Source organism: Paraniabella hibiscisoli, assembly GCF_022512515.1.
Taxonomy (GTDB): domain Bacteria; phylum Bacteroidota; class Bacteroidia; order Chitinophagales; family Chitinophagaceae; genus Niabella; species Niabella hibiscisoli.
In genome coordinates this window covers 959,178-974,899 of sequence record NZ_JAKWBK010000001.1, presented here as the reverse complement: position 1 = coordinate 974,899, position 15,722 = coordinate 959,178, and the positions used below count along the sequence as shown (strand labels likewise).

At 41.1% G+C, this 15,722-nt stretch carries 11 protein-coding genes and 3 pseudogenes; 3 read left to right on the top strand and 11 right to left on the bottom strand.

What is annotated here, in order from left to right; all coding sequences use genetic code 11:
• The 4 genes from MKP07_RS06230 to MKP07_RS06215 all read right to left on the bottom strand — a co-directional run bounded on the left by MKP07_RS06230 (position 1) and on the right by MKP07_RS06215 (position 2,582).
• Positions 1-621, bottom strand: a complete 621-nt coding sequence (locus MKP07_RS06230; protein WP_240845861.1) for a hypothetical protein — start codon at positions 619-621, stop codon at positions 1-3.
• 145 nt (positions 622-766) lie between these two features.
• Positions 767-1,108 carry a hypothetical protein gene (locus MKP07_RS06225; protein ID WP_240845859.1) on the bottom strand — a complete coding sequence of 114 codons (342 nt, stop codon included), beginning with the start codon at positions 1,106-1,108 and terminating at the stop codon, positions 767-769.
• 68 nt (positions 1,109-1,176) lie between these two features.
• On the bottom strand, positions 1,177-1,443 hold the full coding sequence (locus tag MKP07_RS06220) for a hypothetical protein (RefSeq protein WP_240845858.1): 267 nt from the start codon (positions 1,441-1,443) through the stop codon (positions 1,177-1,179).
• A gap of 98 nt (positions 1,444-1,541) precedes the next feature.
• Complete coding sequence (locus tag MKP07_RS06215) at positions 1,542-2,582, bottom strand: hypothetical protein (protein WP_240845857.1); 1,041 nt, start codon at positions 2,580-2,582, stop codon at positions 1,542-1,544.
• 107 nt (positions 2,583-2,689) lie between these two features.
• On the opposite strand from MKP07_RS06215, the gene MKP07_RS06210 reads away from it, so the two are divergent.
• Positions 2,690-3,721 (top strand): endonuclease/exonuclease/phosphatase family protein, encoded by a 1,032-nt coding sequence (locus MKP07_RS06210; RefSeq protein WP_240845855.1) that lies wholly within the window; start codon positions 2,690-2,692, stop codon positions 3,719-3,721.
• A 50-nt stretch (positions 3,722-3,771) separates the two neighbouring features.
• Here the strand turns inward: MKP07_RS06210 and MKP07_RS06205 are convergent.
• Positions 3,772-5,115: pseudogene (locus tag MKP07_RS06205) on the bottom strand (amidohydrolase).
• On the bottom strand, positions 5,067-5,408 hold the full coding sequence (locus MKP07_RS06200) for a hypothetical protein (RefSeq protein ID WP_240845853.1): 342 nt from the start codon (positions 5,406-5,408) through the stop codon (positions 5,067-5,069). Before MKP07_RS06200 ends, MKP07_RS06205 begins: the two are co-directional and overlap by 49 nt.
• Before the next feature lie 154 nt (positions 5,409-5,562).
• On the opposite strand from MKP07_RS06200, the gene gnd reads away from it, so the two are divergent.
• Positions 5,563-7,014, top strand: coding sequence for a decarboxylating NADP(+)-dependent phosphogluconate dehydrogenase (gene gnd / locus MKP07_RS06195; protein WP_240845851.1), 1,452 nt, complete (start codon positions 5,563-5,565; stop codon positions 7,012-7,014).
• Between the two features lie 1,528 nt (positions 7,015-8,542).
• On the opposite strand, the gene MKP07_RS06190 is transcribed toward gnd, so the two are convergent.
• From MKP07_RS06190 to radA, 4 genes and pseudogenes are all read right to left on the bottom strand, one after another.
• The gene (locus tag MKP07_RS06190) at positions 8,543-8,926 is read right to left on the bottom strand and encodes a transposase (protein ID WP_240845849.1); all 384 of its coding nucleotides are present in this window, start codon (positions 8,924-8,926) and stop codon (positions 8,543-8,545) included.
• Between the two features lie 208 nt (positions 8,927-9,134).
• Positions 9,135-9,656, bottom strand: a complete 522-nt coding sequence (locus MKP07_RS06185; RefSeq protein ID WP_240845847.1) for a glutathione peroxidase — start codon at positions 9,654-9,656, stop codon at positions 9,135-9,137.
• A 26-nt stretch (positions 9,657-9,682) separates the two neighbouring features.
• Positions 9,683-10,387 carry a ComF family protein gene (locus tag MKP07_RS06180; protein ID WP_240845846.1) on the bottom strand — a complete coding sequence of 235 codons (705 nt, stop codon included), beginning with the start codon at positions 10,385-10,387 and terminating at the stop codon, positions 9,683-9,685.
• A gap of 116 nt (positions 10,388-10,503) precedes the next feature.
• Positions 10,504-11,895 (bottom strand): annotated as a pseudogene (gene radA / locus MKP07_RS06170) (DNA repair protein RadA).
• A gap of 480 nt (positions 11,896-12,375) precedes the next feature.
• Between radA and MKP07_RS06160 the strand changes: the two are divergent.
• Positions 12,376-13,064, top strand: a pseudogene (locus MKP07_RS06160) (zinc metallopeptidase).
• A gap of 52 nt (positions 13,065-13,116) precedes the next feature.
• Here the strand turns inward: MKP07_RS06160 and MKP07_RS06155 are convergent.
• Positions 13,117-15,609 (bottom strand): DUF5686 and carboxypeptidase regulatory-like domain-containing protein, encoded by a 2,493-nt coding sequence (locus MKP07_RS06155; protein ID WP_240845836.1) that lies wholly within the window; start codon positions 15,607-15,609, stop codon positions 13,117-13,119.
• Positions 15,610-15,722 lie beyond the last annotated feature (113 nt).

Genomic DNA, 15,722 nt, shown 5'->3' with positions numbered 1-15,722 from the left:
TTAAAACCTTAAGCCGATACTGGCGAAAAAGTTGAGGCCGAATGCATAATAATATTTGGGCGGAAACTTGTTTACATTCTTTTCCTCAAAATCGAAACGTAATTGCTCGAAGCCCCCTGATCGAATACTCTTGTTATTGAGCAGATTACCTACGCCCAGATTAAAAAGGATGTAGGTTCTCCTGTTATTAATGTAGTAGCTACGCGGTAGTAGTTTGCTCCAGCCACCAAAAAAATCAAGAGTGAATTGGTTGTCAAATTTTTCCTGCTGAAGAATTGCCCGCTTTATCGCATCTGCTGAAGGGTTTTCAGGATCAGCATCTGCAATGGCATCGGATGTTCTTCTCAATGGATTTGGACTTAACCACATATTGCTGAAATAATTGCCGGTGATGCTGGCATACCAGAATTTAGGTGACCGATAAAACCAACCTGCGCTGTACGCATTTTGCGGTGTAGAAGGGATGCGGTAATCTTTAAGATAAATAGTTTGCCGGGCAAGCGTTTTAGCACTGTTATCAACAGTAACTATGGCGCGTTGCCGGCTATCGAAATAGTAACGGCCAATAGAAGCTGCACCATTAAAACTTAAAGTGGAATTGATCTTTAGTTCTGCGCCCATTTCTACGCCAAAAAAACTTTGTCAATACCACTTAGTGCATAGTTGACAAAATTTTGATACTGGTCGTGATAGAAGGTTAATACATCCACTCCATGGCTGAGTTGGGTATAGTATGCTGCAATACCCAGCCTTATACCTGGAGCGTTCAGTTTATAACCCGTCTCACCCGAAATAATGGTTTCGCTTTTAAGCCCATCCTGTACGGTGTTGCGTGTGCGCTGCGAGATATATGCATTTTCAAAGAAAGGAGCGGCCGTTCTGTAAGTGCCGTTTGCAAAAAATAGTTTCTTCCATTCAATTTATAAGTAAGGCCTGCCTTGATTGTAGGATTATAAAAACTTTGCCGGGGAGACCTGCCATAAGAAAGTTCCGGGAACAAGCCGTTACGATTTAGTCCATTGCGGTAAAAAGAGGTGGAGGACATTTCGGCTGCTGCAAAAAGGTCAAAGGATCGAAGTTGTAAGAGCAGTTGTGCCCATGCTGCCATCTGCGTCATTGTAATAGTATAGTTGTATCCATATTGTTCTCCTGAAGTTATGATCCTGTTGGGTTGAGTTAAATCGTACTGTACGGCGTCGGGATCGGTAGGGAAATCTCTTTCTGCAAACTGGTTGATGTTGACCCAAAGTCGCCGCCCAATAAGTCTTTCACCTCCTGGTAGTAATGGTTTACCTGTTGTTGGTAGTTGGCGCCAGCCGTTAGGCTAAGTGCCTGGGTTAGTTTGTTATTGTACACCATAATGCCCATTAGTCTTTTAATATCATTCACGCGGTTGGATAAAATATATACAGATCGCTTTCCCGTAACATTATTATCATCCATACCATCGGCATTATGAATGGTTCGTATATTGGCAGAGTTAGCCTCATAAAGCTTATCCCACTGTATTTGTAGATCTTTAGGATGTTGCTGGTAATGAGTTAGCAGCGACTGGAAGGTTGACGGATTTGTAGCTTCATAATAGCTGGGTAAATAACGGTAATAGTCGGGTCTGGGGTCAGGCGCATTATACCAATCCAGCCCTGAGTTTTTTCTTTTTCCTGAAGTATATGCAATGGAAGTGAGAAGCCGGCTTTTTCTCCAGGTTTATAATCATGGGTAATCATAAATACAGGCTGAAAGGTTTGGAGCACATTGGCATTACGTTTTTTCCCGTTTTGATATCCCCAGGATGGATTGTAATAATGGGTGCCAACCAGGTTCATCGCTTCCTGTACAGATGGGCCTTGTCTTCCACTTTCTGTGGGAGCACCAAAGCTGATCAGGGAAAAGGTATGACGCATTCCCGCTTTTTTGTCTATAGCGGCATAATAACTTGCACCCTGGTAGTAAGTTCCGGGCACATATCCTTCTTTAGCATATCGGCCTGTAAAAGCCATGCTGTAGGCCCATCCTTTTTTATTGAAACCAGAACCATGTTGAAGTACTATTCTGTGGTTGTAGTTCCTGTTAGAAAATGCGTACCCGACCTGGGTTTGGACTCTTTGCGCTCCGGCACGCATATCTATATAAGTGTTTAGCGCAATGGCTCCCATAGAAAAATCATTTCCCTGCAGGCCGTAAATATTTTGCTGTGCCCGCATGGTATGGTTTAACCCACTCCATAAGCCGAATGGGGTAAAACCATTGTCGAGGCCGCTAAAATCGATGCCATTAATATAAACGGCATTGCCTTGCGTTTCGTAACCCCGCAACCGGAATCGCACCGGGCTGAAATTAAATTCTGCCGCGGATAGAAAAGGGTCCCGCCCCGCTGTTAAGATAGACGACACCACATTAGAGCCTTCATCATCGGGGTCATCCTCGTTAATTATAATTGTAGGCAGGTTGTCGCGAACCTCGCTTCTGATATCTACTATAGTAGAATCTCCTTTGGGTAAACTGTCTTTTGCAGGCAACGCTTGTGCATAGGTCTCACAGGCTGCCAGGAAAGCAGATGCGGTGATAATGTGCTTTATCATATGGTTATTATGCGTTATAAAATTAAATAATTTGATTGATAAAAAGTGCAACGAGGCCTAATATTTATTAATTTTATTTTATCATTTTTAACTAACCTGGTAACCGTATGAAACACTTTTATTTACTATTGCTCTTCCTAATTGCAGGAAGGATTGCCAACGCTCAAACCGCCTACCGTTCGGCCATTATTGGATTTTACAACCTGGAGAATTTATATGATACCATCTTTCATGGCAGCAATGATGATGTATCGTTTACACCCTATGGAGCCAAAGCTTATACCAGTAAAGTCTTTCAGGATAAGCTGGCCAAACTGGCCAGGGTTTTATCAGAGATTGGCACAGATATCAATCCTGATGGTCCTGCCATCTTAGGTGTTGCTGAAATTGAAAACAAGTATGTGCTGGATACTTTACTGCGGCACCCCCTTATTGCAGCACGCGGTTACCGGTATGTACATTATGATTCCAAAGATTTCAGGGGCGTTGATGTGGCATTGATCTATAACCCCAAATACTTTAAAGTAGAGCGAAGCCGGCCTGTTTTTGTAAAGATTCCGGCTGGTACAAAAGACGCAATTTATACAAGGGATGTCTTATGGGTAAAGGGCTTACTAGATGGAGAGCCAATACAACTATTTGTGAATCACTGGCCCAGCCGCTCAGGCGGACAAAAACGCTCTGAGCCAGCAAGGATGGCTGCTGCGATAACCGTGAGAAACTGGATTGACTCATTGGACATTATTGCCCTCGGCGTAAAAACAATTGTGATGGGTGATTTGAACGATGATCCTATCGATAACAGTATTACCAAAGGTTTAAAAGCCTCTGGAGATAGCAAAAGCCTGAAGCCTGATGAGCTTTACAATCCCTGGATAGCGATGTATAAAAACGGTATGGGAACATTAGCCTACCAGGATGCCTGGAGCTTATTCGATCAGATACTATTATCTGCTCCCTTCCTAGATAAGATGAAGCCAGGGTTCTTTTACTATAAGCACCAGGTCTTTAAAGCCGCCTACATGATAGAAAACACCGGACAATACAAAGGCTATCCTATGCGCAGCTATAATGGCGATGTGTACCGCGGTGGTTATAGCGACCACTTTCCAACTTATGTAGTATTATTGAAGAGATAGTTTTTGTTGGGTGAAACGACAAAACCTTTAGCTCTTGAATTCGATCATCATTACCGGGAGTATACCAGCTCTCCATTCAGGAAGGTCTTTAATACTCTTGTGTGGAGCAAACCTTGCTCAGGAGCTGTCATAATATCCTGGTCCAGTATAATAAAGTCAGCCAGCTTGCCGGCTTCCAGGCTTCCTTTTTCCAGCTCATCAAAAGAGGCTCTGGCCGCCCATATCGTCATGCCACGCAAAGCCTGTTCGCGGGTTAGAGCATTTTCCATCTGGAAGCCACCTGAAGGAAAACCATTTGCGTCTTTACGGATCACCGCCGCATAGAAAGTTTTAAAGGGTGAAATGTCTTCTACCGGGAAATCTGTTCCCAAAGGCATCCAGCCATTTTGTTGCAACAATTGCCGGTATGCATACGCTCCTTTTAAACGCTCTTTTCCTAACCGGTCGCCTGCCCAATACATATCAGAAGTAGCATGCGTGGGTTGTACCGATGGAATGATCTTATAGTCTCCAAAATAATGGAAGTCGTTTTCATTTACTACCTGCGCATGTTCTATCCGCCAGCGCAGATCATTATCGCCCTTTAGATACTTAGCATATATATTCAGTAAAACACGATTGCCGCTGTCGCCAATAGCATGTGTGCACATCTGCCATTTGTTCTTAACAATAAGAGCTGCCATAGAATCGAAATGCGTAGCGCTACTTAATAAAAATCCTTTCCATCCGGGCTTGTCTGAATAGTCTTTTAACAGGCAGGCGCCGCGCGATCCTAATGCTCCATCGCCATATAATTTAAAGCCGCTTACCTTGAGCCGGTCCGTTTTAATCGATCCTTTTTTGATTAAGTAATCGTAGTTCTTTTTAGCATCGCTTAGCAAAATAAACAACCTCATTTTTAAAGATCCTTTTTCCTGGAAGGATTGTATCTTTTCTACCACATCATAGTTTAAGCCGCAATCATGTATGGTTGTAAGGCCACTTGCAAAGCAATTTTGCTGCGCTAATTGTAAAGATTGTTAAAAGTTTTTATCTGCCGGGACAGGGATATGAGCCGCAACCTTGTCCATCGCATTATCTACCAAAACTCCGGTTAGCTTGCCATTATGTGTTACGAATTCGCCACCATCAATGGTATCGCCAGCTTTTACTCCAGCCAGTTCCAATGCTTTGTTATTGGCAATAGCAGCATGGCCGTCAATACGAACCAGGTAAACAGGACGATCGGGAAAACGCGCATTCAGCATTTCGTTGATGGGGAAAGTTTTTACTGGCCAGTCGTTTTGATCCCAGCCCCGGCCCACAATCCAGCCGCTGGTATCGCCGGTAGGAGATTGATAGCTGCTTACCCGTTGTAAAATGCTATCCCAGCTATTTGTATTAAAAAGGTTGATCTCGGTGAGCGATTGGGCGTAGCCCGCAAAATGAGCATGTGCATCAATAAATCCCGGTAGATAAAATTGCCTTCGGCATTGAGGCTGTCTTTAAAGTTGTAGCTACTGGTGAGTTCTGCCTGGGTGCCGGTGGCAAGAATTTTTCCGTCCAGAATGGCCATTGCCGCTGCCTTATTAAACTGAGAATCGACCGTATAAATCGTAGCATTATAAATTAACAGGTCGGCGGTTTTCTTGGATTGACAACCTACAACAAGAATAGTCAATAACAAAAATAGCAGGGGCGTGCGCATAATGTGAGATTTAAAACGAATATAGAAAATAGCCCTGGTTCCCCGGCTTTATTAATAGTCTATAGAATTAATTGGTTGTAAAGCAGAAGCAGTTTAAATTTGGCACTCTGTTTTAAAAATCAAAAATTTTCTAACGATTAAATCTACAAATAGTATGGCAGAATTATCAGATATAGGTGTAATAGGCCTTGCTGTAATGGGCGAAAACCTCATTTTAAATATGGCAAGCAAAGGTTTTCGGGTAACGGCTTATAATCGTACTGTAGATAAGGTGGATAACTTTATCAATGGCAGGGCCAAAGGGAAAAATATTGCAGGAGCGCATTCAATAGAAGAATTAGTGGGTTCGCTTAAATCGCCGCGCAAAGTGATGTTGATGGTGAAAGCTGGTAAACCGATTGATGATTTTATTGAAACATTGTTGCCTCATTTACAAGAAGGCGACATTATCATTGATGGCGGAAACTCGCATTTTCCGGATACAGAAAGAAGAGTGAAATATGTAGAAAGTAAAGGTCTTCGTTATATTGGTACCGGGGTTTCGGGCGGAGAGGAAGGTGCATTGCTGGGCCCATCTATTATGCCAGGTGGCTCTAAGTCTGCATGGCCTGAGGTAAAACCTATCTTCCAGGGGATAGCTGCTAAAGTGGCTGATGGGTCGCCCTGTTGTGATTGGGTAGGTGATGGTGGTGCCGGCCATTTTGTAAAGATGGTGCATAACGGTATTGAATATGGTGATATGCAATTGATCTGCGAGGTGTACCAGATTATGAAGGATGTTTTAGGCATGTCTGCTGATGAAATGCACGAAGTGTTTAAAGAATGGAATGAGGGTGAGCTGGACAGTTACCTGATTGAAATTACCAGGGATATATTAGCACATAAAGAAAATGGTGAACCTACCATTGATAAAATATTAGATACAGCTGGTCAGAAAGGTACCGGCAAGTGGACAGGAACTGTAGCATTAGAGCTGGGTATTCCGCTTACTTTAATTACAGAATCCGTATTCTCCCGTTGCTTATCGGCAGTAAAAGATGAGCGTGTAGCCGCATCTAAGGTGTTGACTGCAGGCCCTGCACCTGCTTTCAATGGTGATAAAAAGCAATTTATTGATCAACTGAGAGATGCATTATATGCGGCCAAAGTAATTTCCTATGCACAAGGCTACCAGATGATGCGTGCCGCCGCTAAGGAATATGGATGGGAGCTTAACTACGGTAATATTGCACTGATGTGGAGGGGCGGTTGCATTATTCGTTCCCGTTTCCTAGGTAATATTAAAGAGGCATTTGACAACAACCCTGAATTGGTGAACCTGTTACTGGATCCTTATTTTGCAGAAAAGATACAGGCTTGCCAGGAAGGGAGAAAAGTAACGGCAACAGCTATCTCAAATGGTATACCTGCACCATGTTTAGGTGCTGCTATCAATTACTATGATGGTTATCGCACCGAGAGACTACCCGCTAACCTGCTTCAGGCACAGCGCGATTATTTTGGAGCACATACATACGAAAGAATAGATGAGCCAAGAGGTAAATTCTTCCATACCAACTGGACGGGTCGTGGAGGTGAAACTGCATCTACTACTTACGACGTTTAAAAAAACATTAGGTTTATAGAAAGAGGCCAGCCGTTTCGAGCTGGCCTCTTTGGTATTGTGTACTACTCTTATGTAAACAGAATAGCTTACATCAGCGTAGATAATATAATGTCACCCTTTCAGGGTTCATTGCTGATTTCTATTTTTTATAGTTATGCCAACCCTTCGGGTTTGTGGGAGATCCTATTTGTACCGAGCTAATATGTTAGTCATTGGCTCATCGATTTCCGGGAGCATTTGAGTTAAGCTGATTATTGGTTCAATCTAATTCCGTAGGAATGGCATTTCTCTAGAATGAAGATGGTAAAAGATTTGCAAACCCCGGAGGGGTGATATTATTCAATGCTAATTTCTATTTTTCTATAGTTATGCCACCCTTTAGGTTTATAGAAATTTTTTGTTGCGCAACAATTTACTATTGTAAAGCACATATACCTGATAGGCATGTACCATTTTCGAAGGATGGCAATTGATTTCAACTGAATGTCACGCTTTCAGGGTTTACTGCCGGGTTATATATTTCTATAGTTATGCCGACTCTTCGGGTATGTGGAAATTTTTGTTGCCAATTCCGAAGGAGTGGCAATTGATTTTAAATTGAATGTCACCCTTTCAGGGTTCATTGCTGATTTCTATTTTTTATAGTTATGCCAACCCTTCGGGTTTGTGGGAGATTCCGTTTGCCCCCAAATTATTCATATATCCCGCTCATCAGTTGCCTGGAGCTTTCTAGTCAGGCCCATTATTTTGCCGATCTAATTCAAGGAGTGGTATTGGTATAACATAACGATAGTACAAGATTCACAACCCCGAAGGGGTGGTAGTATTCAATGCATTCCAAATGTAACGTAATTGATAGCATGTTTATTAATGTCACCCTTTCAGGGTTCCTTTTTGGTTGATCTATTTTTTTATAGCTATGCCAACCCTTCGGGTTTGTAGAATATCCTGTTTGTACCGGGCAAATATGTAATCATCCTGGTTTATCTATTGCATGAACATTTGAGTTAAGCTGGTCAGTTGTTCAATATAATTCCGAAGGAATGGCATTCGTATTACATAGAGATGTTAGAAGGTGCATAACCCCGAAGGGGTGGTATTATTAATTCATCCCGCTCTTCCTGCTCATCAGCTACCGGGAGCGCTTTGATTAAGCTAATTATTGGCTCAATCTAATTCTGAAGGAATGGCATTCGTATAAGATAGAGATGTTAGAAGGTGCATAACCCCGAAGGGGTGGTATTATTAATTCATCCCGCTCTTCCTGCTCATCAGCTACCAGGAGCGCTTTGATTAAGCTAATTATTGGCTCAATCTAATTCTGAAGGAATGGCATTCGTATAAGATAGAGATGTTAGAAGGTGCATAACCCCGAAGGGGTGGTATTATTAATTCATCCCGCTCTTCCTGCTCATCGGTTACTGGAAGCGCTTTGATTAAGCTAATTATTGGCTCAATCTAATTCCGAAGGAATGGCATTCGTATTACATAGAGGTGTTAGAAGGTGCATAACCCCGAAGGGATGGTATTATTCAATCCAATCAAAAATATATTTCGGCTGGTATTCGATTTCGAACGCCTCTAAAAATTCAACATATTCTTCTTTAAAGGTTTTCTTACGATGGTGCTCCTCTTGTTTAAGAATATAATCATATATCGTTCTCACCTGAGAGTGGTTATAAGAGAAAACACCATAACCCTCCTGCCATTCGAACCTGCTTTTAATAAAGCCTTTTTCATTGATGAACTTCGATGAATTATTCTTAATGTCCCTTACCAGGTCTGATATAGACATAACCGGCCTTAATCCAATAAAACAATGTACATGATCAGCTACGCCATTGACAATGATCGATTTTTGACCTTTTGCTGTTATAATACCTGACATGTATTTAAAAAGCTCCCCCTCCATGCTTTATCAAGCAGGTTTTGCCTGCCCTTAACGGCAAATACTACCTGGATATAAACCTGTGAAAATGTGCCTGCCATGAATGCAATAATTTTATCTCATTGGATACATGCCAATTTAATATATCCTATTGCAACCTTCCAGGTTTAGCAGGAGCTATGATTAAACTCTTATTTTAGCCTGCCTGACAGCTGAACCTATTTTCTCAATCCTAATTCAGGTACTTTAAAATATCATCGCTCATAGGTTGCGTCTTGGGAGAGAAGGTCGCGATCAATTCTCCTTTCTCATTGATCAGGAATTTTCCAAAATTCCAGGTTAAAGGATTTTCCAGCCCTTTCTTTTTGGCTTCTTCTGATAGGTATTTGTAAATAGGCGCTACATCATCGCCAGATACTGAAACTTTTGAAGCCATTGGGAAGGTTACACCATAGTTTTTTTGACAGAATTCAGATATTTCTTCATTGCTTCCGGGTTCCTGTCCTTTAAAGTTATTAGCTGGAAATCCCACGATTACCAATTTGCCTTTGTATTTTTTATATAAAGCTTCCAGTCCTTCGTATTGAGGAGTCAGGCCGCATTTGCTGGCCGTGTTTACCACCAGTATTTTTCTGCCTTTAAAATCGTTGAAGTTGATACTGCCACCGCTTAAGCCATTTACTTTAAACTGGTAAATATTGCCGGCAAAAAATAAGGTAGATGATAATAATAGCGTCAAGAATAAAGTTTTCATTGTAAAATGATTAACTGTTTAATGAATTAAATTTTAGATGCGTAACATAACGTTGCAATACTTAGCTTAACACCTGAAACCTGTAAAAGTTCCTGGCCGCAGGCCTCAAGGGTCGCGCCTGTAGTAATAACATCGTCCACTAAAAGTACGTGTTTGTTTTCAATTAGGTTTTTGTTGGCCAAAGCAAACTTTCCTTCCATATTTTTCCAACGGTCAGTGCGGTTTTTCTTTGTCTGGGTTTCGGTAGCGTCCGGTCTTATTACGGCATCTGTTACAACAGGAATACTCATGATTTCAGCTATACCATTGCATAAAACCTCTGCCTGGTTATAGCCTCTTTTTCTTTTCTTGCTCTTATGCAATGGCAAGGGTATTAACGCATCAACCTCTTCAAATCGGTGGCTTTGCCATAAATGATTACCCATAATCAAACCCAATTGATGCCCCAGATCTTTATTGCTTTTGTATTTAAATGCATGCATGATATGCTGAAGGGAAGAGTGCTTGGTGAAGTATAATTGAGCAGTTGCTTTTTCAAATTCAATTCTGCCTGAAAGTATTTTTTCTACCGGGTTGTCTGTCTGCTTCTCAAACCCACTCAAGGGCAAAGCGTGTATACATTTTATGCAAAGTTGACTGCTGGGAGGCAAAGTATCTGAACCACATCCGGCACATAAATGCGGGTAAAAAAGCTGCAACAGCGACTCCTTAATTAACGTAACGGTGTTCATGGTTAGGTGTTTACGTTTCAAAATAGGTCATGACAGGCAAACGACTTCCTCTATTGAAACAATGTACTTATCTGATTATAGAAAAGTACCAGTGTTTGTTTGCCAGCAATATAAAGTTAAAACAAATATTGGTACACTTCTTCCACCCGGGCCATAGTAATTACTTCTATATTAAATTTTTGGCGGCTCTGCTTTACTGATTGGTTATATTTTGATACGATTATTTTTTCAAAGCCTAACTTTTCAGCTTCCGCTATGCGTTGATCAATTTTATTAACCGCCCGTATTTCACCGCTTAAGCCAATCTCTCCGGCAAAGCAAATACTTTGTGGTAATGGAACATCTTCGTAAGATGAAAGTAAAGGCAAAACAAAGAACAGCCAGGTCGATGGAAGGGTCTTCTACTTTAATGCCACCGGCAATATTCAGGAATACATCTTTTACGCCGAAATGAAACCCACCTCTTTTCTCTAATACAGCCAGTAATAATTGCAAACGCCTTAGGTCGAACCCGCTTACGGTTCTTTGAGGAGTGCCGTATACCGATTGAGTTACCAAAGATTGAACTTCTATAAGCAATGGTCTTACGCCCTCCAGTGTGGCAGCAATAGCAATACCGCTGAGCTGTTCTTCTTTCTGGGTAATGAGTATTTCGCTGGGATTGGCTACGCCGCGCATGCCTTTATCGGTCATTTCATAAATGCCCAGCTCGCTCGTACCGCCGAAGCGGTTCTTTAACGTGCGCAGGATTCGATACGCATAATGCCTGTCACCTTCAAATTGCAATACCACATCCACCATATGTTCCAGGATCTTAGGTCCCGCAATGCCTCCTTCTTTAGTGATATGCCCGATCAGGAAAACAGGGGTATTGGTTTCTTTGGCGTACCGTTGAAACTCTCCCGCACATTCTTTGATCTGCGAAATGCTTCCCTGTGAAGCATCTATTAAATTGGACTGTAATGTCTGAACAGAGTCTATGATTACCACATCGGGCTTTAGCTTCTTTATCTCCTGGAAGATCGTTTGTGTAGATGTTTCGGTAAGCAGGAAAAAATTGTCGTTATTGATGGATGCGCCATTGTTATATAACCGGTCCGCACGCATTTTAATTTGTTGTTCGCTCTCCTCTCCGCTTATATATAATACCCGCTGGTCCTGCAACTGCAATCCACTTTGAAGAAATAAAGTGCTTTTGCCAATGCCAGGTTCACCGGCAACTAATATAATACTACCACTAACAATGCCGCCACCTAAAACCCTGTTGAGCTCTGCATCCGTTGTCGTTATTCTTTTCTCCTCTCCGCTTTTAACCTGCGATAGTGCCACCGCCTTTGATCCACGTTTGTCGTTAGCTGTATAATCATCCCAGTTTTGTTTACCATTGGCTTTCTCAATCACTTCTTCAACAAAACTATTCCATTGACTACATGCGGGACATTGACCTACCCACTTCACACTTTCATAACCACAGTTCTGGCAGAAAAAGACTTCTTCACTTTACTCATTCGGTAAAGTTAGGTAATGAAGTTTACAGGCTCAACCGTATACATTCAATGATTTATGAATGGTTGTTGCAATAAGTGATATCGATTAACGTTTATCTAAAAAAACAGATAAGGTGAGAATAATTGACTTGCTGATAAAGTTATTAAAGGAGTTGAAACAAGAAGGCATATAAAGCAAAAAGCCTCGCTTACGCTTGGCCCTTTTACTTACTAACCCATTAAATTCTGGTACTAAGGTACAAATTGAGATTAACATTAAAAAATGAAATTATTAATACGGCAGGTTAACAAATTATAAAATGACGCTGGCAGATAAGCATGTTTTTTCGTAATTGATTGATAATTAATGAGTAATTAAATTGACGGAATGGTTAAAAAAGCCCCAAATATTTTTGTACATGACAAAAAGTCGGTTTTTTGAAGTATTTTGCCTTTGGTTCCGGATTTGATTGATTTTCATAAACAAATTATATTTTATAGATGACTTCATCCATTTTTTTGGTTTCAATGATTTTTGTAGGCATCAGTATGCTGGTTTCGATGGTGCTGAAGAGTAAGTTTAAGAAGTATGCCCAGATTCCTTTAGCTAACGGAATGAGCGGTAAAGAAGTAGCAGAGAAGATGCTCAGGGAAAACGGCATTTATGATGTACAGGTGATATCCACACCCGGTTTTTTGTCTGATCATTACGATCCAACAAAAAAACAGTGAACTTAAGTCCTGATGTGTACGAAGGCAGAAGTATTTCGGCTGCTGCAGTTGCCGCACACGAGTGCGGACATGCGGTGCAGCATGCGACAGCATACGGACCGCTGGAAATGCGTAGTAAACTGGTACCTGCTGTACAATTTAGCTCCACAATTGTAAACTGGGTATTATTGGCTGGAGTGGTTATGGCATATTCGGGTAGTACTACACTATTGCTCATAGGTATTATATTAATGGCTGTTACGGTTGTGTTCAGCTTAATTACGTTACCTGTTGAGTTTGATGCCAGTAAACGTGCATTAGCCTGGTTGCAGCATACTAATATAACCAACAATAACGAATATCCACAGGCGAAAGACGCTTTGAAGTGGGCTGCAACAACCTATGTGGTAGCGGCCCTGGCGGCAGTGGTTACTTTGGTTCAATATATCATGATCTATTTGGGCGGAAGAAGAGATTAATAGAAAAGAATATGTATTATAGACGGGGTTGGGGTTCCAACCCCGTTTTTTATTAGTCTATTTTAAAAGCACCACCTAAAAACCCGCCGAAACCTACGCGTATACCGAATTGAGTTTTAAGTAAAGGTTGGTAGCCGGCTATGAAATCAACACGAAATAGCTTAAATATATTTTCCAAACCCACAAAAGCCTCTGCATAATATTGGTTTTGGTTTACATAAAAGGCATTGCTGCCAGCAACCAGGTTCCACTTTAATTGATTGAATAAAGGAATTTTGTTGGTTAGCAACCCATTAAAATGATGTTCTATATTAGCTTCACCATATAGTCTGGCAGTGTTACTGTAAGCGTAATAAGGCGCTAGCTGAAAACTATTCAGGTACTTCACATTATAGAAAGTGCGATTGCCGTTAAAATGCTTCATATCGGGTATTGAGTAATTATCGGCATTCAAAAAGCCGCCCAGGACAACGTTATACTTGAAAAGTCCGGCCAATTTCAGGTTGATATGATCGGTGGCAGATAATTTCCATTTGTTGTAGTTTACATCGCTCCCTAAAAGATCGGGTATGCCTGCTGTATAATTAAGCGTAAATACTGGCTTGTCAGAACCGATGGACACCTTTCGGTTAGGATATTGGATATACTTCTGACCGGGTTGATAGCTGATGGTGATATCTGCTGTCAATGCCTGGTGGCGATCAAAAGCGATGGCAGTGAGTTCTTCGGGGTGATTGGATGTAAACGGCCTGGCGCTCTTATTAAAAGAATAAAATGAAGTATTGGCAAGAGGTATCCTGTCTTCGAAACTGGCACCTATATTTATTTTAAATCCATTTTCGAATTTATTATTGTATTGTATATTCCCAAACCAGTTCTCGTAGAGTTTCATGTAGTTTCTTCTGGCAAAAAGGGTATATAATGAGTTAGTAAGCGCATCAATAGGGTCATCATTATTCAACTGGCTCACTCTTTTACCTCCTGAGAAGCTTAGATACCTGTTACGGTAAGAGCTTTCCTTTGATGTTATGGTAAAAGTACCCAAGCTGTTAAAGTGCCTGTTCTCCAAGCCATATCGCATATTCCAGAGTAAATGGTAATTGTAATTGCCTTTATCGGGCAAATAGCTGAAATGCTGGTTCACTTTTAAGGATATTCCTTCTACCGTATTATAGGCCAATCCTTTGATCAGGCCTTTTAACTGGTAGGTAGTGGTTGATTGTTGTGAGTTCCATCTATAGTTTTGGTTGCTCCATAAAATATTGGATATTGTAATCTTTTGTTTACGCCTTAAAGAGTCGTAGTAAGATTTGGGACGGCTTTCACGCACCTTGTTCATACTGTCTCTAAAAGTATAATATCGCTTTTCATCATCTTCAAGTGTAATCGGCCGGCTTTGTTTCCAGAAGCTGGAATCCTTTTTATAATAACCGGTGTCGTATTTCATGACAATATTGTCGAAATATCCCGGAGAGAACCGGGGATGCAGGTTGTAATTACTATAAACATTTACAAAACTACCAACGCCTTTAAAATTGAACATATTGAAGCCGATTGAAATGATCTGGTTTTTGGTTTTCCAGATATCAGCTGTTACCTGTCCATGCAATTGTTTGATCTGTAGTGTATCTATTAGCTCTAATTGGTAATCTTTGGTAAGCAGCAGATCCAGGCTGTAAATGCGCCAGCTACCTTCGGCTATTTCAATATTGCCGGAGAACAGTGGCTCGTGCTTTCTTTTGGGGATGACCCTGATCGTTTTAATAGTAATGCCATCCCTGGTATAAGTATTTAATAGTTTATACCGGTAAAAGCTCAGTGCGCCATCTGCAATAGGTGATATAAAGCCTCTTGACGAGCTGTTCACATCAAAAATATTAACGTTATTGCTGTAGAAAGATGTGACTTTGGAAAAACTTAATCCCATATTGTTACCCCTGGAGAAGCTGGACAACACCGTAACTTTTGATCGATCTGGTTTTGCCTCATCCAGTAAAAGATGAGACTCTGAAAGCATTAATACACCTTTTCCAGCAGAGTCGAGGCCGTCGGATCCGTCACGTTCAATTTTTTGCCCCAACACTTTACCGGGAATAGCAATTGTACGTATAATGCCTTTCAGATAAATATTTACTGACTGAGAGTCTGTTTGATTCTGGTAATAATTCCTTTTTTTAATTGCTTCTCGGATGACCCGATAAGCAGGGTCTTCGCCCTTGGCTTTTATAATCACCTCACCCATCAGGTTTTGATTGGTGATAAGGGTTATATCCAGCAGTTGGTCATTTTCGGTTACTTCGATCATTTTTTCAACCGCAACAAACCCTACATATTCGAATACTAATGTGTAGCGGCCAGGCTGCAGACTCAGCGCATAGAAGCCTTTGCTATTGGCCGTAGTTCCAGCTGTAGTTCCTTTTATAGTTACGCTGGCATAAGCTAACGGATTTCCATGCTCTTCTTTGATGACGCCCTGGATTTTAGCAGCATTAGTGATGGTTATAGCTAAGACAGCTAAAAGGATTGTTATAGAAAATTTTCTCATTGAAGCTACTTCGTATAAGTGCGTCAAAATGTTACTTGCAAACCGGATTCATTTTTAACATGTAGTCTTATCAAGATTACCGATATCAGGTTATTCTTCCTGGATATCATTAA

Coding starts and splice junctions, on each gene's coding strand:
- MKP07_RS06180 (WP_240845846.1), bottom strand. CDS start 10,387: ATGAACACCGTTACGTTAATTAAGGAGTCGCTGTTGCAGCTTTTTTAC.
- MKP07_RS06220 (WP_240845858.1), bottom strand. CDS start 1,443: ATGGATGATAATAATGTTACGGGAAAGCGATCTGTATATATTTTATCC.
- MKP07_RS06155 (WP_240845836.1), bottom strand. CDS start 15,609: ATGAGAAAATTTTCTATAACAATCCTTTTAGCTGTCTTAGCTATAACC.
- MKP07_RS06225 (WP_240845859.1), bottom strand. CDS start 1,108: ATGGCAGCATGGGCACAACTGCTCTTACAACTTCGATCCTTTGACCTT.
- MKP07_RS06200 (WP_240845853.1), bottom strand. CDS start 5,408: ATGCGCACGCCCCTGCTATTTTTGTTATTGACTATTCTTGTTGTAGGT.
- MKP07_RS06185 (WP_240845847.1), bottom strand. CDS start 9,656: ATGAAAACTTTATTCTTGACGCTATTATTATCATCTACCTTATTTTTT.
- gnd (WP_240845851.1), top strand. CDS start 5,563: ATGGCAGAATTATCAGATATAGGTGTAATAGGCCTTGCTGTAATGGGC.
- MKP07_RS06230 (WP_240845861.1), bottom strand. CDS start 621: ATGGGCGCAGAACTAAAGATCAATTCCACTTTAAGTTTTAATGGTGCA.
- MKP07_RS06190 (WP_240845849.1), bottom strand. CDS start 8,926: ATGGAGGGGGAGCTTTTTAAATACATGTCAGGTATTATAACAGCAAAA.
- MKP07_RS06210 (WP_240845855.1), top strand. CDS start 2,690: ATGAAACACTTTTATTTACTATTGCTCTTCCTAATTGCAGGAAGGATT.
- MKP07_RS06215 (WP_240845857.1), bottom strand. CDS start 2,582: ATGATAAAGCACATTATCACCGCATCTGCTTTCCTGGCAGCCTGTGAG.